Here is a 19,003-nt window from a genome sequence, read left to right as displayed (position 1 = left end):
AGGACTTTTGTCCCAGCCTCTTTTTTGCCGCTTTCTTCTTGACAAAAGATGTAAAGGAGACTATACTATGTCTAAAAAGTAAAACTTATTTTACATCATAAAAAGGAGGCAGCCTTGGAAAATCGAATTCAAGAATTACGAAAAAGAAAAAAGCTCAGCCAGGAGGAGCTGGCTGAGAAGCTAGAAGTCACGAGACAAACGATTATTTCTTTGGAAAAGGGTCGCTACAATGCCTCGCTGCTTTTGGCTCATAAAATTGCATCCTTTTTCAATTTAAGGATTGAAGAAGTGTTTCTCTTTGAGGAGGATGAATCATGAAATGGACTTATTTGTATAAATGGATATTGGCTATTTTGGTGGTTGTTGGTTTGTTTTATCTCCATTTGCAAGCCGATTTTATCCCTAAGGAAATCCTGCCTTTCGTGGGAATGTTCTTGATTGTGGTGATTTTGAAAATTTTTCAAGCGTATGAAAAATAGGAGGCTGACATGGAAACATTAACTAAACAAGAATTTAGGAAAAAACTTCAAAGGAAGGTTATCGTGGGGCGTATCTTAATCTTAATCATCTTGGTAGGACTGGCCTGGAGCCACTTTCACTCTCTGGATGATCAGCAGGAAGGAGTCATGGTCGGCATCTTGCTGGGGCTTTCTTTGATGACCATTCGGTATAATCTTGCCCTAAGACGGGAGGAAAATTTTGAGAAGCTCTACATTCAGGTGACTGATGAGCGCAATCGCATGATTGACGAAAAGACTCGTACTTTGCTTTTTAATATCCTTTTGCTGCTGGCAGCATGCTTGAGTGTCCTGTCCATGATTTTCCCAATCATCTTAAGTCTCAATCAGTTTCTGACCGTGACCATTATCCTGGTTTTGGGACTTTACTATCTCTTGCGTTTTCTCCTGTCTAGGCGTTATTAACAAAAAAAGCTGGCGTCGCCAGCTTTCTAAACAAGCTTTTAACAGAGCTTGTTTTTATTTTCTATAGAGTCTATCATACTGGTAAACGGGGTCCATTGTAACATGGATGCCTAGTTTGCGCAGGACGTTTTTGTCTTCATCTGTCAGAGTGACAGTGGAGTGGGCCTCACTGCCCTTGAGATTACCGAGTTGTTGCATGGCATTTGCCGCATCTTGATTTTCCATGGCTGTGATTGCCAGAGCCATCAAGATTTCGTTTGAGTGGAGGCGAGGATTGCGGCTGCCCAGATGATTGATTTTCAGGCCTTGGATTGGCTTGACATACTCAGGCTCGATCAGCTTGGTCTCTTTGGCAATATTGGCTAATTTCTTAATAGCATTAATCAATACAGCTGCCGTAGGACCAAAGAGCTCAGAGGTCTTACCAGTTACGATTTCACCGTTTGGCAATTCCAAGGCCAGAGCTGGCTCACCAGTGCTTTCAGCTTTATCGCGTGCAACAACTGTTACTTTACGGTCCAGCGGTGTGATACCCAGATCGTTCATCAAGAGTTCGATTTTCTTGACAGCAGATTCAGAAACGCGCTCCGCCTTGAAGTCCAGAATAGTTTGGTAGTAGCGACGGATAATTTCCTGTTGAGATGCCTCGATAGCAGCATCATTATCTACAATGGCAAAGCCGACCATGTTGACGCCCATATCCGTTGGGGATGCATAAGGTGATTTTCCAAGGATGCGCTCCAGCATACGTTTGAGGACTGGGAAAATTTCAATATCACGATTGTAGTTGACTGTAGTCTTGCCATAAGTTTGTAGGTGGAAAGGATCAATCATGTTGACATCGTCCAGGTCTGCCGTCGCTGCCTCATAAGCTAAATTGACCGGATGGTGTAGGGACAGATTCCAAACGGGGAAGGTTTCAAACTTGGCGTAGCCTGATTTGATGCCATTGATTTGGTCATGATACATGTTGGACAAGCAAGTAGCTAATTTACCAGAACCAGGACCAGGTGCGGTCACAACGACTAAATTACGGCTGGTTTTGATGAAGTCGTTTTTCCCCATACCTTCAGGTGAGATGATATGGTCCATGTCGGTCGGATAGCCCTTGATCGGGTAGTGGATGTAGGAGGCGATGCCATTCTTTTCCAGCTGACTGCGGAAGAGGTCAGCTGCTGGCTGGCCAGAATACTGAGTGATGACCACGGAGCCTACGTAAATATCCAGCTCGTTAAAGGTATCGATTAGTCGCAGCACTTCCTGGTCATAGGAAATGCCCAAATCGCCACGCGCCTTAGAGTGCTCAATATTATTGGCATTAATGGCAATGACAATCTCTACTTGGTCCTTGAGCTCTTTGAGAAGTCTGATTTTATTGTCCGGCTCATAGCCTGGCAGGACACGGGCAGCATGGAAGTCTTCCAGCATTTTACCGCCGAATTCCATGTAAAGTTTGCCCTCAAATTGATTAATGCGCTCCAAGATATGGTCGCGCTGCAGGTTTAAGTATTTCTCAGAATCAAAAGCAATTTTTTTCATGTATATTTTCACCTCTGCTAAGCATTATAACAAAATTTTCTTCAAATTGGAAAGTTGAAAGGGAAAGTATCAGACAAAAGAGATAGCAGCCCGAATGAAGAACGGGCTGCCTTTTGAAATTAATAGTTGGTAATCGTGTCCACCGTTGAGCGATCCAGCTTTTTGACCAAAGCTTGCAGGAAAGCTTGGGCTTGCAAGAAATCGTCCATGGCATAGAGAGTTTGGTGAGAATGGATGTAGCGGGCGCAGACACCAATGGTAGTAGATGGAACGCCGCCGCTTTGGAGATGGGCAGCACCAGCATCCGTTCCGCCCTTGCCGCAGTAATATTGATACTTAATGCCAGCTTCTTCAGCAGTTGTCAAGAGGAAGTCCTTCATAGCTGGCAGCATGAGATGACCAGGGTCAAAGAAGCGAATCAGCGTTCCGTCCCCGATGGCTCCTTGGCCGCCATAGATGTCGCCCGCTGGGGAGCAATCCACAGCCAGAAAGACCTCAGGGGCAAATTTTGTTGTTGAAGCATGAGCACCACGCAGGCCAACCTCTTCTTGAACATTGGCGCCGAGATAGAGTTGGCTGCCTAGTGGTTGATAAGATAAGGCTTGAGCTAATTCGCTGACCATAAGGACGCCGTAGCGATTGTCCCAGGCTTTGGAGATGATATTTTTCCCGTTAGCTGTGAGAATAGCAGAGCTGTCTGGCACAATCGTGTCTCCTGGACGGATGCCGTAGCTTTCAGCTTCCGCCTTATCCGCAAAGCCACCATCAAAGACAATATCTGCAATCTGTGGCATAACTGGTCCGCCAGATCCGCGCGTCAGATGAGGAGGGACAGAGCCTGAGATAAGAGGAATTTCCCGACCTTCACGGGTAAAAAGTTTGAAGCGTTGGCTGCTAACGACTAGCGGATTCCAGCCGCCGATTTCCACTACGCGGAAGGTCCCGTCAGCTTTAATTTCGCTGACCATAAAGCCAACCTCGTCCATGTGGGCCGCTACCAATACACGGGGAGCATTTTCAACTTCTGCATGGCGTACCCCAAAGATACCGCCTAGGCCATCGGTGACGACCTCATCAACATGGGGAGTGATTTTTTCCCGCAAGTAGCTGCGAACAGGTGCCTCGTGACCTGAAATAGCAGAAAGCTCTGTTACTTCCTTGATTTTTGAAAATAATGTTGTCATAAACTTACCTTCTTTCTGTCCCCTATTTTATCACTTTTTGCGGTAAATGAGTAGGGAAATCTTGTAGCTTGCCTGAATCAACAGGACTGCCCATTCAAGAATCCAGCTTCTCCCAGGAAAATCTGGAATATTGTTTGTCGCCTCTGCTCTTTTGTGTTAAAATATTCTACATGAAAGCTAAAAAAATCATTTTAACCACAACCGCCCTTTTGGGGGCTGGAGCGCTGGCTTTCGGGGCAGCCAAAGTCGTACAGGAACAGAAAAGACTGCGTAATCGGGAGGAAATCGTCGAGCTTGTGCGAGATTTCTTTTCCAGTCAGGGTAGTATTTCCTGTCTCTATGTCAAGCTCTACGAGTCCACAGATGACCGCTTGGTTGGCGGTCTGGTCTTAGAGGATGACCGTCATTTTGCTTTTGTCTATGAAAATGGTCAGCTAAGCTACGAGGAAGAAGTATGATTGTTCCTATAAATATAGAGGAATTGGCTTCTTATGTCAATGATGGGGAGAAGACTGTCTTCTTTTTCACGGCTGACTGGTGCGGAGATTGCCGATTTATCAAACCTTTTCTGCCAGAGATAGAAGCGGAAAATCCTGACTATCGCTTTATCCAAGTGGACCGTGATGCCTATTTGGATCTGGCCAAAGAGTGGGACGTATACGGGATTCCCAGCTTAGTAGTGCTGGAAAAGGGACAGGAGATTGGCCGTCTGGTCAATCGTGACCGCAAGACCAAGGGTCAAATCAATGAATTTTTAGCTAGTATAAGAGAAAAAGGGAGCGTAAAATGATTTTTACCTATAATAAAGAATATGTCGGTGACGTGCTGATGATTATTGCTGCGGACAATCAAGGAGCTAAACTGGCGGCTGAGCGCAAGGGACGGGTAGCGCGTGTTTACCGTGAAGACAATGACCAGACTGTAGCTTGGAATATTTTTGAGCAGTCTGACCTTTTTGAAATTGCAGAGCGCGGACAGGTCTTTTTGACAGATGAGCAAGTGGCCATTCTCAATCAGGAGTTGAGCAAGGCAGGCTTCCCAGCGGACTTGGTTAATGACAGCCAACCGAAGTTTGTGGTTGGAGAAATCGTTGATATGGTAGCTCATCCAGATAGTGACCACCTGAATATCTGCCAAGTGCAGGTAGCTGCTGATAAGACTGTTCAAATCGTGGCCGGTGCTCCTAATGCCAAAGTCGGCCTCAAAACGATTGTAGCTCTGCCGGGTGCCATGATGCCTAAAGGAAATTTGATTTTTCCGGGAGAACTTCGAGGAGAAAAGAGTTTTGGTATGATGTGCAGCCCACGGGAACTTCAGTTACCTAATGCGCCTCAAAAACGCGGCATTATTGAATTAGCCGATAGTGAACTAGTTGGAACTGCCTTTGACCCAGCCAAACATTGGCAGGGATAAGGGAGAGGATTCAACATCATAAAAAGCTCAGAAATGGGCGAGGTATCCTACAGCAGCCGAGATATAAAATAGAGCGAAACGATTTGTAGGGTCGTTTCGCTTTATTTTTTGTGGCAATAAATTTAGCGTTATAAATCTATCTCATGCTAATGGTAGAGAAAATAAATAATTAACAGATGAAAAATCAATCTAACACAATGATGAGTATAATGAATCTGCTTCTTACTCATTTTTCTGTCATGGAAAAACCTCCGAACCACAGAGAAATCAGGATAAAAAGAATATTTTTCACAGGCGAATGTTTAATGGTCATCGGAGCCTCCGTTGTACAAATCTAGTAGAAAAGGGGCAGAAACTGCAACTTTCCTTTTTATCTTTACTATACCACATTTTTTTCACTTTTTGCCTCCTTTTACGAATGATAAGTTAGGAGGATATAAAATGTATAATAAAGTAATTGTAATCGGCCGGCTGACGGCTACACCTGAACTGCACAAGACTGCGAATGAAAAATCTGTGGCCCGCGCAACGGTCGCGGTTAATCGCCGTTATAAATCTCAGAGCGGTGAGCGTGAGGCGGATTTTGTAAATGTGGTTGTCTGGGGGCGTCTAGCTGAGACTTTAGCTAGCTATGCGAGTAAGGGCAGCTTGATTTCTCTAGATGGTGAGTTGCGGACTCGTCGCTATGAAAAGGAGGGGGCGACTCATTATGTGACAGAGGTGCTCTGTCATAGCTTCCAGCTCCTAGAAAGTCGGGCTCAGCGCGCTCTGCGTGAAAATAACAGCGGAGCTGATTTGGCAGATTTAGTATTGGAAGAAGAGGAACTTCCCTTTTAAGCAAGAAGCAAAGACTGGGAAATGACCTTGCTCCCAAAAATCATCATTCAGTTTTGCAGGATGCAAGATCTGTTTGACTGAATTCTATTTCTCTTAAGCTTTTAAAAGTTAAATTATGATTGTCGAGGTGGGACTAAGAATCAAAAATCATGGATTTTTTAGATTCTGTCTCGCCTTTTTTATTATAGCCATTTCTGGAAAGATTTTGCTTTTTGGCGGCTTTGTAATATAATAATCCTATATGTTTCATAAAGGCGCTTACGGCATAGGGGGTGAAAAATGGTATCAGCTAAGGTCAAAAAACGGATACAGCATTATCAGAAGAAAGCTCTCTGGCCGCTTTTTATTCTGCTTATCTTGGGTTTGCTTTTTGTTTATTTCAAGGGCGTTTTGCCAGATGAGAAGCAGGTCAAGATTGGGGTGACTTACATGACCATGAACAATGACTTTTACAAGACCTTAAATGCGGAGCTGGAGAAGAAAACCAACCAGCAGGGCAGCAGGCTCTACGTTCGGGATCCTGAGCTGGATGAGGGCAAGCAGAGCCAGCAGATTGACTTTTTTGTCCGAGAAAAGGTTGATGTCATTGTCATCAATCCGGTAAAAAGCAATAGTCCAAGTATTATTTCCTCTCTTCAAAAGGCCAAGAAAGCTGGGATTAAAATTATCGTAGTGGATGCGCCTATCAGTCAGGATGTAAAAGTGGATACGACCATTGTGTCTGATAACTACCAAGCAGGCGTCCTGATTGCCCAGGACATGATGAAGCGTCGGCCTTCTGCCAATATTCTCCTTCTAGAGCACCGCAATGCCGTCTCTGCCATGGACCGGATTCAGGGATTTATTGATACGATTGAAAAACGGCCTAGCTACAGGATTATTTCCCAGAAAGAAACACTGGGCCAGACTGAGGAAACCATGCCGCAGGTCAAAGGGGCTCTAGACGAAGGTTTAGACTTTAATGTAGTTATGGCGCTCAATGATCGAGCAGCTATCGGGGCCTTGGCTGCTATTAAAAATCAAGGTCTTGATAAGAAAATCTCAATCTATGGCGTGGATGGTTCACCAGATATCAAAAACTTTCTGGCTACGACTAGCGATATAGAGGGAACCGTGGCCCAATCGCCCATTCAGATGGGGCGCAAGGTGGCGCAGGTAATTGAGCTGATGCAGGAGGGGAAATCCTACGACAGCCAATACCTGATTCCCGTTCACTTAGTCAACAGGGATAATATCAGTAAATACACAGTTACAGGGTGGCAATAATGAGACCTCAAAAAAGTATATTTTACAGCAAAATAGCCTTGATGGTCATCAATCTGGTTGCCATTGTCTATAATGCGTCCATCTATCTCTTTGCGACCAACTATGTAGCAGCTAAGGGCTTCAGTCATTCGCTTTTGGAGCGTTTGGATGCTATTCCGGGCTCTCCCAGCTTGATTTTCTGGGTATCAATTAGCCTCTATGGTAGTTTGCTTTTGGTCATGTACTATCGCGAGCGCCACCCCAATCAGCTGTCCGTCTATGACAAGGCAACCATTATTGAAATCCTGCTCATGCTGGTCATCTTTTCCGTTCTGCACTCGTCCTACAATGGCTTGATTCTCCTGGTGTTTGCGGATATTTTCTATGGCTCTAAGGAGTTCAATTCTTCTAAGGACAAGAAGTATTGGTTTTCTTTCATTATTTTGAGCTTTGGCATGCTGCTCTTGTCCAACTATGACCTCATGTCGCTCTTTATCAAGCTGCCTTCGCTGGATACCTATATTCGGTTTTACCCAGAGTCCGTTCGGCTGTTACTGCTTTTTGGTAAGAACTTTCTCTACTCCCTCAATATCGTTGTCTTTATGATTTCCTTGCTCTTCTATATCTTGTCGGCTATTACAGAGCGTCATCGGATTGAGGAAGAGCTGCGCATGACTTCTCAGGCCAATCGCGAGTTGAACTCTTATCTGGCCTTGTCTGAGAAAATAGCAGAAGATCGAGAGCGAAAGCGGATTGCCAGAGAGATTCACGATACATTGGGCCATGCCCTGACGGGAATTTCGGCGGGTATTGATGCGGTCAAGGTCTTGGTTGATATTGATACCAATCGGGCTAAGGAGCAGCTCAATAATGTCTCAGTCGTCGTTCGAGATGGTATCCGTGATGTCCGAGGCTCGCTCAATAAGATGCGGCCGGGAGCTCTGGAAAATAATACTTTGAAGGAAGCTCTGATTAAGATTATCCGTGAGTATGAAGCTATCTCCAACTTAGAGATTCATCTTCGTTACGAATGGGATAATATTGACCTGGATATTGCAAAGGAAGACATTGTCTTCCGGGTGATTCAGGAGTCTATTACCAACTCTGTCCGCCATGGGCATGCCAAGACTATCTGGATTGAGCTGCTGGAGGAAGAGTCCTATGTAATGACCATTCGGGATGATGGTGTTGGCTTTGATGAACTCCACTATGGCTATGGCCTCAAGCAGATGCAGGAGCGCCTAATGATTATTGGCGGAAGCGTCCGTTTTGAAAATCGGGACGGTTTCTACACGCATATCGAAATCCCAAAAATAGGAGGAAGACATGATTAAGGTTTTAATAGCAGACGATCAGGCCTTGATTCGCGAGTCTCTGCAAATCATCTTGTCAGCCCACGCTGATATTGAGGTTGTCGGGACAGTTGGAGACGGCAAGGAAGTGCTGGAAAAGCTTCATCGGGTGCGCCCAGATGTGATTCTGATGGATATTCGCATGCCAGTCATGGACGGTGTTCTCTGTACCAAGGCTGTCAAGGAGCAGTATCCAGATGTTAAGATTATCATTCTGACGACCTTTGACGACGATGAATTTATCTTCTCCGCTCTTAAATACGGTGCGTCTGGTTATATTCTCAAAGGAGTTTCGACAGAAGAGCTTCACGAAGCCATTCAGACAGTCTATCGAGGCGGAGCTATGATCAATCCCAATATTGCCACCAAGGTCTTCAAAATCTTTTCACAGATGGCCCAGTCCAACTTTGCTATCACGGTGACGGAGGAAAATATAGAGGACATGAGCCGGACGGAGTGGAAGATTATCCAGCAGATTGGCTTTGGGATTTCTAATAAAGAAATTGCTGCCAAGCTCTTTCTGTCAGAAGGGACAGTCCGAAATTACCTGTCAGGCATCCTAGCCAAGCTCAACTTGCGCGACCGAACCCAGCTGGCTATCTGGGCTGTGCAGACCGGAGTCACCCAGAGAGATTTTAGTAAGGAAAGCGACAAATGAAGTGGAGACTGAGACATTTGGCCCTACTGGTTGTCCTGATTATATCTGTTGCTTTGGCTTTTGTCTTTTGGGCTTCAGCTCAGGAAAAAGTCCTTCGTATCGGTGTCTATGCTGGCTCTAGCTGGGATGTGCCTAACAGCCGTGAAAACAAGGTCTTGGACAGCCTGATTAAAAAATTTGAAAAGACGCATCCTCATGTCAAGGTCGTCTACGAAAGCGGTATTCCCAAGGATGATTACGCTGACTGGCTGGCAGAGCAAGTCTTGAAAGGCGAGCAACCGGATCTCTTTATGGTACCGGAAAACGACTTTAGCATGTTGGCTTCGACTGGCGCGCTCAAATCCTTGGATACCCTCTTAAGGGATGATGAGCGAAAGGCGTTTTATCCGGTGGCTTATGAAGCTGGGCAATATCAGGGAGTCAGCTATGCTCTTCCAGTCGAGAGCAATCCCATCATGATGTGTGTCAATAAAGACTTGCTCGAAAAAGAAGGAATTAGCATTCCTGAGTCAGGCTGGACTTTGGATGATTTCTATGAGATTTGCAAGAAAGTAACCAAGGATACCAATGGCGATGGTGTGGTGGATCAGTACGGTATTACGGATTACACTTGGCAGCAGGCTCTGGTAGCTTACGGCGGTCATCTTACCGATAAATCCGGTATCAATGTAGACAGCTCAGAGATGCACCAAGCCTTGGCCTTTATGAGCAAGCTAGACATGCTCAGCCAGCATTATAAGGTGACTTCTAATGATTTTGATGAGGGGCGGGTGGCCTTCTACCCCATGAGTCTGGCCCAGTATCGGACCTACAAGCCCTACCCATACCATGTTGCCAAGTATTCTAGCTTTTCTTGGACCTGTATCCCGATGCCAACAGCCAATAGCCAGGTGATGGGAACACAGGTCAAGACCTCGCTTTTTGCTATGTCTTCCAATACCAAGCAAGAGAAGCTAGCTTGGGAATTTATGCTCTTGCTGTCACAGGATAAAGAAAGTCAGCAGGCCTTGTTTGAAAAATCGCAGGGGACCTCAGTCTTACCATCTGTGGTGAAAAGTCAACAGGCTAGAGAAATCTTACAGGCTGATGATTTTGGCTTGGATTCCTTGACTTCTGAGAGGCTAGACCACATGATGAATCGCTCCATCATTGACATCAGTCTGGAAGTGGACCGTCATACGATGGACCGGATGGACTATCTGATTCAAAATGCTATGCAGAATCAAGAGATTGATAGTGCCTTGCCGAGCATTCAAAGAGAAATAGAAAGCGGAAAATAATCTGCTTTCTTTTTTATTGCTAATTAAGCCAGAAAAAAGCACAGCTGACTAGACCAATATGACAATTGTCATATTTTTCCTAACAAATGTCATCTGGGCAAAATGACATTTGACAATATGAAACCGGTTCCATATTCTGTACAATAAAATCATCAATAAATCCTTCGTCATCTAAAGCCTGACTTGGCTAAGAAGTTGAAGGATAAAGGAGGCAGGAAAGATGAAATACCTTGTACTGGTCAGCCATGGGGGACTGGCTGCAGGCGTGCAGAGTTCCTTGAAGATGTTTGCTGGAGACAAGACGGATCAGGTGATTGCGGTCGGTCTTCAGGAAGGTAAGTCAGTTGATGATTTTGCAGTTGATTTTACTCAGGCCTTGTCTGGCTTAAGCGCTGATGACAGTGTCTTAGTTCTGGCTGATATTGTAGGAGGCAGTCCTCTGACGACAGCAGCTAGCGTCTTAGCTGACATGGGTAAGCTCGACTCAGCAGTTATCTTGGGAGGTTTGAACCTGACCATGGGACTTACTGGCTTGGTTATGAAAGACATCTTGGACGGAAAAGAGCTGGCTCAGGCCATCCTTTCCGAGGCCACAGCTGCTTTGCAGGAATTTGAAGTCGTAAGCGATGCAGCTGACGAAGATGAAGACGACATTTAGTGCTTCCGCTATACATTATAAAAGATAAAAGGAGATTTTAAAGATGACAGTATCATTTGTACGGATTGACGACCGCATGATCCACGGTCAAACAGTCACTCGCTGGGCTAAGGAATACCCTTGTGATGGCTTGATTGCAGTTAATAATGCTGCGGCAGGAAACAAGGTTTTGATTCAGGCCTACAAGGGAGCTTCTGACAAGAAGACTTTTGTTTGGACCAAGGAAGCCTTCAAGGAAAAATCAGGCAAGGTCACAGAGTCAGATAGTCGCTATTTCCTCATTACGAAAAATCCTGTGGATATGAAGGAAATCCTAGTGGACCAAGGTTTTGTACCTGGGGATGTTAAGGAAATCATCGTCGGTCCTGCTAATGACCGTCCGGGAGCTGTTAAGCTGGGCAACAACCAGTCCATCACCCAGGAAGAGGCAGAAGCGATTGAGGCAATGGAAAAAGCTGGTTACAAAGTCAAATTCCAGCTCTTACCAGATGTTTCCATTGGTTACTGGAGCGATTTCAAGTCTAAATTTGGTTTTTAATTACAATAATGAAAAGGAGAGTCTATTATGACAATTTCTTGGCTGCAAGCCGCTTTACTGGGTCTTTTTGCTAGTTTAGCTTCTATGCCTGGTATGGGTGGTTCTAGTATTGGTAACTACACTCTGGGACGTCCTCTGGTCGGAGGCTTGATTAGTGGCTTGATTCTTGGAGATTTAAAAACAGGGATTATGGTTGGGGTAGCCCTTCAGGTCCTCTATATCGCTCTGGTAACACCAGGTGGTACAGTTTCCGCTGACGTGCGGGCGATCTCTTACATTGGGATTCCTCTTGCAATCTTATTTGTTCACTCTAAAGGCATCACCTCTGAATCTGCTATCGCTGCAGCAGCTGCACCAATCGGAGCAGCAGTTGGTACTATCGGTACAGTTCTCTTCTATGGAACAGCCACTACAAACTTGCTTTGGCAGCACATTGGCTGGAAAGCTGTTGAAAAAGGCGAATTCAAAAAGCTTTACGCTGTTGACTGGGTCTATCCTTGGATTTCCCACTTTGTCTTCTCTTTCCTCCCAACCATGATCATCACGAAGTTTGGTCCGAATATGGTTGAACTGATGAAGACTCACCTGCCAATGGATGGCTTCATCATGAAATCCCTCTTTACAGTCGGAGCTCTTCTCCCATGTGTCGGTATTGCCATTCTCTTGAAACAAATCGTTACCAAGGCTGCTGACTTTATCCCATTCTTTGTGGGCTTCACCTTGGCTAAGTCACTTGGTCTTAATTTGGTTGCCAGTGCAGTTGTTTCATTGATTTTTGCAGTAATTTACTATGAATTGGAAGTAATCAAATCAGCTCGAGTAACCGCGCCGGCTGGTGGAGCTGATTTTGATGACGATGAGGAGGATATCTAAGATGGCTGAAAGAAAGAAAATAACTAAAAAGACTTTAGCGAAATCATTCCACCATTGGTACTATGGTCATTTGACTTGCTTCTCTCAAGAGCACATGCAGACTTTCGGCTACTTGACCTCTATGCTGCCAATCGTGGAAGAACTCTACAAAGACAAAGCTGAGCAGAAAGAAGCTATGCAGACCTATACAGCTTTCTTCAACACAGAACCTCAGCTTGGAGCTTTGGTAGTGGGGATTACAGCTGGTTTGGAAGAAGCGCGTGCCAATGGTGACGCTGTTGACGGCGAAACTATCAATGGTATGCGTGCCGGTCTCATGGGACCTATCGCAGGTATCGGTGACTCTTTGGTTGTTGGAACTTTGATTCCAGTTCTGCTGGGGATTGCCCTTGGACTCTCTAAAGGTGGAAATCCTATCGGCGCTCTCTTCTACATCCTTGTCTGGAATGTTCTCATCTATGGCGGTATGCGCTTTGCCTACTTCAAAGGCTATGAATTAGGGGACAAGGCGGTAGAATTCCTTGTAGGACCTAAAGGACAGGCGCTTCGTAAGGCAATCAGTGTCATTGGCGGTATGGTTATCGGGGCAGTTGCTGCAACTTGGGTATCTGTAACGACTTCATTAGAGCTGAAAAATGCTGATGGCGAAGCTTTCCTGAAGTTGCAAGAAAAGATTGATGGTGTTTATCCAGGTCTCTTAACAGCTGGCTTTATCACCCTTTGTTGGTGGCTGATGGCCAAGAAAAAAGTATCACCAAACCTCGTTATGCTCCTCTTGGTTGTCATTGCTTTGATTGGTGTAGCGCTTGGCATCTTTGACCCTCAACTTAAATACTAATTCTCGCTCAATTTTAGGCTGGCAGTAAGTCCGATTTGCAGCTAGTCTAATACAAATTTGTTTGAGCAGAGTAAAAGAAAGAACGGAGAAGATCATGACAGAACAAGAATTGATTCAAGGCTATGAAACAGAAATTCACTACCAGAAGCATATGATTGAAAATCTAGGACGCTGGTTCAGTCTCTTCTTTGCCATTGCCAGCATCGGTCTTGTTCTGATTTATCTCTTTCATGAGACCAATCTCCTAGCACTGATTGCAGGAATCGTTTTATCTCTACTAGGGATCTTAGCCATGCTCGTATTTGGCTATGGCATCTATAGAGGGCGCCTAAATCTGCAAAAAGTGATTGATGATTTTGAAGCAAAACTAAAACTTGCAAGATAGACATTCCCCCTAAAGACAAGTCTGAGAGGATTTTAGCTCGGACTTGTTTTTTTGAGTTTAGGACCAAGCGAAGAAAAAATAAAATTTTTCTTTCATCTAGCCGGTTTTTTTCTTGACTATTTCTGACCAAGTGATAAAATAATAACTATAGATTAGCACTCGATAGTTTAGAGTGCTAAAAATTCAATCTTTGGAGGAAAACTATGTTAAAACCATTAGGAGACCGTGTGGTCTTAAAAGTAGAAGAAAAAGAGCAGAAAGTTGGCGGATTTGTCATTGCAGGCAACGGCCAAGCAGCGACTAAGACAGCTGAAGTTGTCGCAGTCGGTCAAGGTATTCGTACTTTGAACGGTGAGCTGGTATCCCTGAGTGTCAAGGAAGGAGAGAAGGTTCTCGTAGAAAATCACGCAGGCGTGGAAGTCAAGGACGGAGATGAAGCTTATCTCTTAGTCAGTGAAGCCAATATTCTAGCAGTTGTCGAGTAAGATTAGAAGAGAGGAATAATAAAATGGCAAAAGATATTAAATTTTCAGCAGATGCAAGAAGCAGTATGGTTCGTGGAGTTGACATCTTGGCAAATACTGTCAAGGTGACTTTGGGTCCTAAAGGCCGCAATGTCGTTTTGGAAAAATCATTTGGCTCACCCCTCATCACCAATGACGGTGTAACCATTGCCAAGGAAATCGAACTGGAAGACCATTTTGAAAACATGGGCGCTAAGCTGGTGTCAGAAGTTGCTTCAAAGACCAACGATATCGCTGGTGACGGAACAACAACAGCAACTGTTTTGACACAGGCTATCGTCCGCGAAGGGATTAAAAATGTTACAGCTGGTGCTAATCCAATTGGTATCCGCCGCGGGATTGAAGCAGCCGTTGCGACAGCAGTTGAAGCCCTAAAATCTAACTCAGTGCCAGTTTCTAACAAGGAAGCTATTGCTCAGGTTGCTGCCGTTTCTTCTCGCAGCGAGAAAGTCGGCGAGTACATCTCTGAAGCTATGGAAAAAGTTGGCAATGACGGCGTTATTACCATTGAAGAGTCCAAAGGAATGGAAACTGAGCTGGATGTAGTTGAGGGAATGCAGTTTGACCGTGGCTACTTGTCTCAGTATATGGTAACCGACAATGAAAAAATGGTAGCCGAACTGGACAATCCTTACATCTTGATTACTGACAAGAAAATTTCTAACATTCAAGAGATTCTGCCATTATTGGAAAACATCTTGAAAACCAATCGTCCGCTCTTGATTGTTGCAGATGATGTGGACGGTGAAGCTCTGCCAACGCTGGTTCTTAACAAGATTCGCGGAACCTTTAATGTCGTAGCTGTTAAGGCACCAGGCTTTGGCGATCGTCGTAAGGCTATGTTGGAAGACATCGCTATTTTGACAGGCGGTACAGTGATTACAGATGACCTTGGTCTAGAGCTCAAAGACGCTACGATTGAAGCGCTTGGACAAGCTTCTAAAGTCACTGTTGATAAGGACAGCACTGTGATTGTAGAAGGTTCAGGCAATCCTGAAGCCATTGCTAACCGTGTGGCAGTTATTAAGTCACAGATTGAAAGCAGCACTTCTGAGTTTGACCGTGAAAAACTGCAAGAACGTCTGGCTAAATTGTCTGGTGGTGTAGCTGTGATTAAGGTTGGAGCTGCAACTGAAACAGAACTCAAAGAAATGAAACTCCGCATCGAAGATGCCCTTAACGCAACCCGTGCAGCGGTAGAAGAAGGAATTGTATCAGGTGGTGGTACGGCCTATATCAACGTACTGGACGCTGTTGCAGGTCTTGAGTTGGCAGGGGATGAAGGGACTGGACGTAACATCGTTCTCCGCGCCTTGGAAGAGCCTGTTCGTCAAATCGCTCTGAATGCAGGCTTTGAAGGTTCAATCGTCATTGACCGTCTGAAAAACTCTGAAGTTGGTACAGGCTTTAATGCCGCGACTGGCGAATGGGTTAACATGATTGAGGCTGGAATCATTGATCCAGTTAAGGTGACCCGTTCAGCCTTGCAAAATGCCGCTTCTGTTGCCAGTCTTATCTTGACAACCGAAGCAGTAGTAGCTAATCAACCAGAACCAGCAAGCCCGGCCCCAGCTATGGATCCAGGCATGATGGGCGGTATGATGTAGAAAATAACGGGATTATATATTCGTATAAATTAGATATAATCTTTGTCTTATATTTATCAATTAGAAAACTGAGCAGATTTGTTCAGTTTTTTTACTGTGACTAGTTATGTAACAAGCATTAATAATTATGCTTGTTTTTAAAAACAAATTTATATATATGAATATTTATGGTCATATAATTCATATTTGTTCATTTATTATGTGACAAAATATTACATTTTTGTTTCAAGAAAATACAAGGAGATGACGGAGGAAATGGTTTTCAATTCTTATATGACAAGGTTTTTGGAGAAATAAACTGGTTTACACATTGTCTACAAAAGCTGAACTGGTAAAGGTAAATAGTTGACTTATAGTCAATCGTATGCTAGTCTAATATATGTAGTATATTGGAAATGTAAAAGAATTTTAATATTTTTACATGTTCAATAAAAAGGAAAAAAGGAAAAATGGAGGGATTATTTATGAAAAAAATATCTCATACTATTGCGCGCTTTTTCTCAGTAGTCTTTGTGCTCCTCTTTAGCCTGTTTTCTAGCAGTCAATCTGCCAGAGCTAACACGGTAGATGATGTTATCACATCAATCAATGTCTACAATCAGAAGGGTGAAGAACTGACTGACGGCCTTTCCCCTTGGGAAAAATTTCAAATTGACGCAAACTTTGCCTTCAATTACGGCAAGGTTCAGCCAGGAGATACTACTACCATTGGACTTCCTGTTGAGTTTGCCTTGGAGGGAGCTGATTTTGAAGTCAAAGATGATGACGGCAATCTCGTAGCGACAGCTGTGGTTGATGCAAGCTCTAAGCAGCTTACACTGACTTATACAGACTATGTCCTGACTCGCTCTCATATTGAAGGGAAAGTTCACCTTTTAGCTCGCGTTGATCATACAGTAGCCAGAGATAAAGGCTCAATCCCTCTGAAACTTATCGTTGGCAAGAAGATTGTCGAATATGGAAAAATTGACTACAAAGGTCTTCCTGGCCAAGCAACTCCTTATACTTTCATAAAATATGGCTGGAATAATGCGGATAATATCAAGAGCATTACTTACAGTCTGAATATCAACCAACAAAATCAAGAACTGGATAATGTTGTTATTTCAGATACTCTGGGCTTTAATACCGGAGAAATTGATCTTAACAGCTTCCAAATTCTTAAAGGTTCATGGGTTGTTGACCCAGCTGATAACTCTTATCGACTAAGTCAGCAACGCGAGGATGTGACAGCAAATTATACGATTAATCTTGCTGCTGACAAGCGTTCCTTTACCATTAACATGGGGCATATCGGTGCCAATGAAGGCTTCTATGTCCGCTACCGTGTTAATTTCCCAACAATTCCGGCTGACGGAACTGTCTTCCCGAACGAAGCAATTATGCGAGCAGATAATATTGAAGAGCAAAAATCATCAGTTGCTGTCCGTTACCAACGTGCAAACGGCTATGCACATGGAGATGTCTACGGTGTGCAGGTGACTAAGAAAGATGAAGCTGGTAAAGCCTTGGCAGGTGCTGAATTCACATTATACGATGAAGATGGTGTGACAATTGTTCAAAAAGCAACCAGTGATGCTAACGGGATTGCTTCTTTCAGCAACTTGATTAAGGAGCATTATCTGATTAAGGAAACCAAGGCACCAGAAGGTTACCAACTGTCAGATGAAGAGATTCAGGTCAATGCGGCTCAGCTCAAAAATTATGGTTCTGGTATTATTTATAAAGACTTTACCAACCGTCAGGCCTTGATTACCGCTTCAGGTACCAAGACTTGGAATGACGACAATGATAAAGATGGCAAACGTCCAGACAAGATTACTGTTCGTCTCCATGCTAATGGTGTTGAAGTTGCTTCTAAGGAAGTCGGTCCAAATGCGCAGGGCGAGTGGAAGTATGAATTTACTGACTTGCCAGCGACTGGCGCAGATGGAAAAGATATTGTTTACTCCGTTACTGAAGACCGTGTTTATGGTTATACAGCTACTGTTGATGGTATGAACATTACTAATACACCAGTTCCAGGAGTTCCAAGACCGCCGAAACCTAGCTCGGACAATAGCTCTAAGAGTAGCAGCAGTAGTTCTTCTAGCTCAAGTAGCAGTAGCACGACTTCTAGCTCAAGCAGCAGTACAGGAAGCACTGATGTGATTATCGAATCAGATAATGGTACTGGCGGAGGAAATGCCTATAATGTTGTAACTAAGAAGGGTCTTCCTAAGACTGGTGAGAATGCTAGCTGGATCATGATTGCTGCTGGAGTAGCTCTAGTAGGCTTGGTAGGCTTCATTGCCTTCCGTGCGAAGAAGAAATAATTTTTATCTCTGTTCCTTTAAGGGACAGAGATTTTTTATCAGCAAAATCTAGACCAGCAGCAGTTTTTTTTTAGAAAGTAGGAACAAGTAAGCTTTGTTTTATAATCGGTCATTATATTGTATTTTTTTATTAATCAATACTATGATATTCCGTAATATAGTTGTTTTAAAATAAAAAGCAACTAAGATGTTTCCTAGAACAGATTAGTTGCTCAGAACTACGGGGAAGGCCGCTTGGATGTGTAAGCGTGAAGCACATCAAAACTTGATATATATAATCTTTCTTAATTCCTAAACCAAAAAATTTATAAGACATCCTTAGGAATATGCTCGGTGTGTGATCATCTTTATCAAGTTTTCGTCAAACTTATTTTACTTCAGTCTTCTCTCGTAGTTTTTGCTATGCAATGCCCCCTCCTTTCTTGTGTCTAAAGGAAGGGGATTTTTTTGGGTGGAAAGCCTGACTGGAATTTTGGGTGACAAGAATCAGCCAAACGAAAAAAGCCTTGGTTATCAAGGCTTTTTCTTCTCTATTTCTATGCCCCCTGCATGAATTTGTAAGAACTTTTCATATTGAAAATAAACAAAAATGTTGAAATATAGCTGATTTTAGGGAAATACTTTTAGGTATTTTCAATGTCAGGATTTAAAAATGGGGCAAAAGTGGGGCAAAAACAAATTAACGAAAAAAATATCGAGTTCGTGCATCAAGTAAATGATAAATTGCAAGAATAAGTGCAACATTTACTCGAACTCATCCTCTAGAGCTTCACTAGCAGTTCTGTAAGCTAAACATTTTCGTGGTCGGTGATTGATATCATATAAAGCCTTGGT

21 protein-coding genes are annotated in these 19,003 nt (G+C 43.8%); 19 read left to right on the top strand and 2 right to left on the bottom strand.

Going from position 1 to position 19,003, the window contains the following annotated elements; translation table 11 throughout:
- Positions 1–114 precede the first annotated feature (114 nt).
- Genes O3620_RS04165 through O3620_RS04155 form a run of 3 tightly spaced genes read left to right on the top strand, consistent with a single transcriptional unit; the run spans position 115 to position 923 of the window.
- Positions 115–318, top strand: a complete 204-nt coding sequence (locus O3620_RS04165; protein ID WP_002896748.1) for a helix-turn-helix transcriptional regulator — start codon at positions 115–117, stop codon at positions 316–318.
- The gene (locus O3620_RS04160; protein WP_002903486.1) at positions 315–479 is read left to right on the top strand and encodes a hypothetical protein; all 165 of its coding nucleotides are present in this window, start codon (positions 315–317) and stop codon (positions 477–479) included. Before O3620_RS04165 ends, O3620_RS04160 begins: the two co-directional genes overlap by 4 nt.
- Before the next feature lie 9 nt (positions 480–488).
- Positions 489–923 carry a hypothetical protein gene (locus O3620_RS04155; RefSeq protein ID WP_371601457.1) on the top strand — a complete coding sequence of 145 codons (435 nt, stop codon included), beginning with the start codon at positions 489–491 and terminating at the stop codon, positions 921–923.
- Positions 924–977: 54 nt separating this feature from the next.
- Here O3620_RS04155 and O3620_RS04150 read toward each other — a convergent pair whose 3' ends face one another.
- Entirely contained in the window at positions 978–2,462 is a 1,485-nt protein-coding gene (locus O3620_RS04150; protein ID WP_002901683.1) for a DUF1846 domain-containing protein, read from the bottom strand.
- A 119-nt stretch (positions 2,463–2,581) separates the two neighbouring features.
- A complete protein-coding gene (gene pepA, locus O3620_RS04145; RefSeq protein WP_002901682.1) occupies positions 2,582–3,646 on the bottom strand; it encodes a glutamyl aminopeptidase in 1,065 nt (354 codons plus the stop codon).
- A gap of 170 nt (positions 3,647–3,816) precedes the next feature.
- On the opposite strand from pepA, the gene O3620_RS04140 reads away from it, so the two are divergent.
- The 16 genes from O3620_RS04140 (at position 3,817) to O3620_RS04065 (ending at position 18,169) form a co-directional block, all read left to right on the top strand.
- Complete coding sequence (locus O3620_RS04140; RefSeq protein WP_032910658.1) at positions 3,817–4,104, top strand: DUF4651 domain-containing protein; 288 nt, start codon at positions 3,817–3,819, stop codon at positions 4,102–4,104.
- Positions 4,101–4,436 carry a thioredoxin family protein gene (locus tag O3620_RS04135; RefSeq protein ID WP_002901680.1) on the top strand — a complete coding sequence of 112 codons (336 nt, stop codon included), beginning with the start codon at positions 4,101–4,103 and terminating at the stop codon, positions 4,434–4,436. The genes O3620_RS04140 and O3620_RS04135 overlap by 4 nt, the downstream gene beginning before the upstream one ends.
- Positions 4,433–5,059: a YtpR family tRNA-binding protein gene (gene ytpR / locus O3620_RS04130; RefSeq protein WP_002901679.1), complete on the top strand. Its 627-nt coding sequence runs from the start codon at positions 4,433–4,435 to the stop codon at positions 5,057–5,059. Before O3620_RS04135 ends, ytpR begins: the two co-directional genes overlap by 4 nt.
- Positions 5,060–5,500: 441 nt before the next feature.
- Positions 5,501–5,896: a single-stranded DNA-binding protein gene (locus O3620_RS04125; protein ID WP_002896737.1), complete on the top strand. Its 396-nt coding sequence runs from the start codon at positions 5,501–5,503 to the stop codon at positions 5,894–5,896.
- Between the two features lie 279 nt (positions 5,897–6,175).
- The gene (locus tag O3620_RS04120) at positions 6,176–7,162 is read left to right on the top strand and encodes a substrate-binding domain-containing protein (protein ID WP_371601456.1); all 987 of its coding nucleotides are present in this window, start codon (positions 6,176–6,178) and stop codon (positions 7,160–7,162) included.
- Positions 7,162–8,475 (top strand): sensor histidine kinase, encoded by a 1,314-nt coding sequence (locus O3620_RS04115; protein WP_002919854.1) that lies wholly within the window; start codon positions 7,162–7,164, stop codon positions 8,473–8,475. Before O3620_RS04120 ends, O3620_RS04115 begins: the two co-directional genes overlap by 1 nt.
- The gene (locus O3620_RS04110; RefSeq protein WP_002896732.1) at positions 8,468–9,151 is read left to right on the top strand and encodes a response regulator transcription factor; all 684 of its coding nucleotides are present in this window, start codon (positions 8,468–8,470) and stop codon (positions 9,149–9,151) included. Before O3620_RS04115 ends, O3620_RS04110 begins: the two co-directional genes overlap by 8 nt.
- On the top strand, positions 9,148–10,431 hold the full coding sequence (locus O3620_RS04105) for an ABC transporter substrate-binding protein (RefSeq protein WP_002919853.1): 1,284 nt from the start codon (positions 9,148–9,150) through the stop codon (positions 10,429–10,431). Before O3620_RS04110 ends, O3620_RS04105 begins: the two co-directional genes overlap by 4 nt.
- Before the next feature lie 220 nt (positions 10,432–10,651).
- On the top strand, positions 10,652–11,089 hold the full coding sequence (locus tag O3620_RS04100; RefSeq protein WP_002919851.1) for a PTS sugar transporter subunit IIA: 438 nt from the start codon (positions 10,652–10,654) through the stop codon (positions 11,087–11,089).
- A 43-nt stretch (positions 11,090–11,132) separates the two neighbouring features.
- On the top strand, positions 11,133–11,627 hold the full coding sequence (locus tag O3620_RS04095) for a PTS sugar transporter subunit IIB (RefSeq protein WP_002919850.1): 495 nt from the start codon (positions 11,133–11,135) through the stop codon (positions 11,625–11,627).
- Between the two features lie 27 nt (positions 11,628–11,654).
- Positions 11,655–12,500: a PTS sugar transporter subunit IIC gene (locus tag O3620_RS04090; RefSeq protein ID WP_002896728.1), complete on the top strand. Its 846-nt coding sequence runs from the start codon at positions 11,655–11,657 to the stop codon at positions 12,498–12,500.
- Complete coding sequence (locus O3620_RS04085; protein WP_002896727.1) at positions 12,484–13,338, top strand: PTS system mannose/fructose/sorbose family transporter subunit IID; 855 nt, start codon at positions 12,484–12,486, stop codon at positions 13,336–13,338. The genes O3620_RS04090 and O3620_RS04085 overlap by 17 nt, the downstream gene beginning before the upstream one ends.
- A gap of 94 nt (positions 13,339–13,432) precedes the next feature.
- Positions 13,433–13,723, top strand: coding sequence for a hypothetical protein (locus tag O3620_RS04080; protein WP_002914474.1), 291 nt, complete (start codon positions 13,433–13,435; stop codon positions 13,721–13,723).
- A 203-nt stretch (positions 13,724–13,926) separates the two neighbouring features.
- Positions 13,927–14,208, top strand: a complete 282-nt coding sequence (gene groES, locus O3620_RS04075; RefSeq protein WP_002914473.1) for a co-chaperone GroES — start codon at positions 13,927–13,929, stop codon at positions 14,206–14,208.
- Between the two features lie 23 nt (positions 14,209–14,231).
- The gene (gene groL / locus O3620_RS04070) at positions 14,232–15,854 is read left to right on the top strand and encodes a chaperonin GroEL (RefSeq protein WP_002914472.1); all 1,623 of its coding nucleotides are present in this window, start codon (positions 14,232–14,234) and stop codon (positions 15,852–15,854) included.
- Between the two features lie 464 nt (positions 15,855–16,318).
- Positions 16,319–18,169 carry a Cna B-type domain-containing protein gene (locus O3620_RS04065; RefSeq protein ID WP_371601455.1) on the top strand — a complete coding sequence of 617 codons (1,851 nt, stop codon included), beginning with the start codon at positions 16,319–16,321 and terminating at the stop codon, positions 18,167–18,169.
- Positions 18,170–19,003: the final 834 nt, after the last annotated feature.

The sequence above is a fragment of the Streptococcus sp. 27098_8_134 genome (assembly GCF_041431675.1).
GTDB lineage: Bacteria > Bacillota > Bacilli > Lactobacillales > Streptococcaceae > Streptococcus > Streptococcus sanguinis_R.
Note: the sequence above shows the minus strand (reverse complement) of the source record. Positions and strands in the feature narration are given on the sequence as shown.

Coding starts and splice junctions, on each gene's coding strand:
- O3620_RS04160 (WP_002903486.1), top strand. CDS start 315: ATGAAATGGACTTATTTGTATAAATGGATATTGGCTATTTTGGTGGTT.
- O3620_RS04155 (WP_371601457.1), top strand. CDS start 489: ATGGAAACATTAACTAAACAAGAATTTAGGAAAAAACTTCAAAGGAAG.
- O3620_RS04150 (WP_002901683.1), bottom strand. CDS start 2,462: ATGAAAAAAATTGCTTTTGATTCTGAGAAATACTTAAACCTGCAGCGC.
- pepA (WP_002901682.1), bottom strand. CDS start 3,646: ATGACAACATTATTTTCAAAAATCAAGGAAGTAACAGAGCTTTCTGCT.
- O3620_RS04140 (WP_032910658.1), top strand. CDS start 3,817: ATGAAAGCTAAAAAAATCATTTTAACCACAACCGCCCTTTTGGGGGCT.
- O3620_RS04135 (WP_002901680.1), top strand. CDS start 4,101: ATGATTGTTCCTATAAATATAGAGGAATTGGCTTCTTATGTCAATGAT.
- ytpR (WP_002901679.1), top strand. CDS start 4,433: ATGATTTTTACCTATAATAAAGAATATGTCGGTGACGTGCTGATGATT.
- O3620_RS04125 (WP_002896737.1), top strand. CDS start 5,501: ATGTATAATAAAGTAATTGTAATCGGCCGGCTGACGGCTACACCTGAA.
- O3620_RS04120 (WP_371601456.1), top strand. CDS start 6,176: ATGGTATCAGCTAAGGTCAAAAAACGGATACAGCATTATCAGAAGAAA.
- O3620_RS04115 (WP_002919854.1), top strand. CDS start 7,162: ATGAGACCTCAAAAAAGTATATTTTACAGCAAAATAGCCTTGATGGTC.
- O3620_RS04110 (WP_002896732.1), top strand. CDS start 8,468: ATGATTAAGGTTTTAATAGCAGACGATCAGGCCTTGATTCGCGAGTCT.
- O3620_RS04105 (WP_002919853.1), top strand. CDS start 9,148: ATGAAGTGGAGACTGAGACATTTGGCCCTACTGGTTGTCCTGATTATA.
- O3620_RS04100 (WP_002919851.1), top strand. CDS start 10,652: ATGAAATACCTTGTACTGGTCAGCCATGGGGGACTGGCTGCAGGCGTG.
- O3620_RS04095 (WP_002919850.1), top strand. CDS start 11,133: ATGACAGTATCATTTGTACGGATTGACGACCGCATGATCCACGGTCAA.
- O3620_RS04090 (WP_002896728.1), top strand. CDS start 11,655: ATGACAATTTCTTGGCTGCAAGCCGCTTTACTGGGTCTTTTTGCTAGT.
- O3620_RS04085 (WP_002896727.1), top strand. CDS start 12,484: ATGAGGAGGATATCTAAGATGGCTGAAAGAAAGAAAATAACTAAAAAG.
- O3620_RS04080 (WP_002914474.1), top strand. CDS start 13,433: ATGACAGAACAAGAATTGATTCAAGGCTATGAAACAGAAATTCACTAC.
- groES (WP_002914473.1), top strand. CDS start 13,927: ATGTTAAAACCATTAGGAGACCGTGTGGTCTTAAAAGTAGAAGAAAAA.
- groL (WP_002914472.1), top strand. CDS start 14,232: ATGGCAAAAGATATTAAATTTTCAGCAGATGCAAGAAGCAGTATGGTT.
- O3620_RS04065 (WP_371601455.1), top strand. CDS start 16,319: ATGAAAAAAATATCTCATACTATTGCGCGCTTTTTCTCAGTAGTCTTT.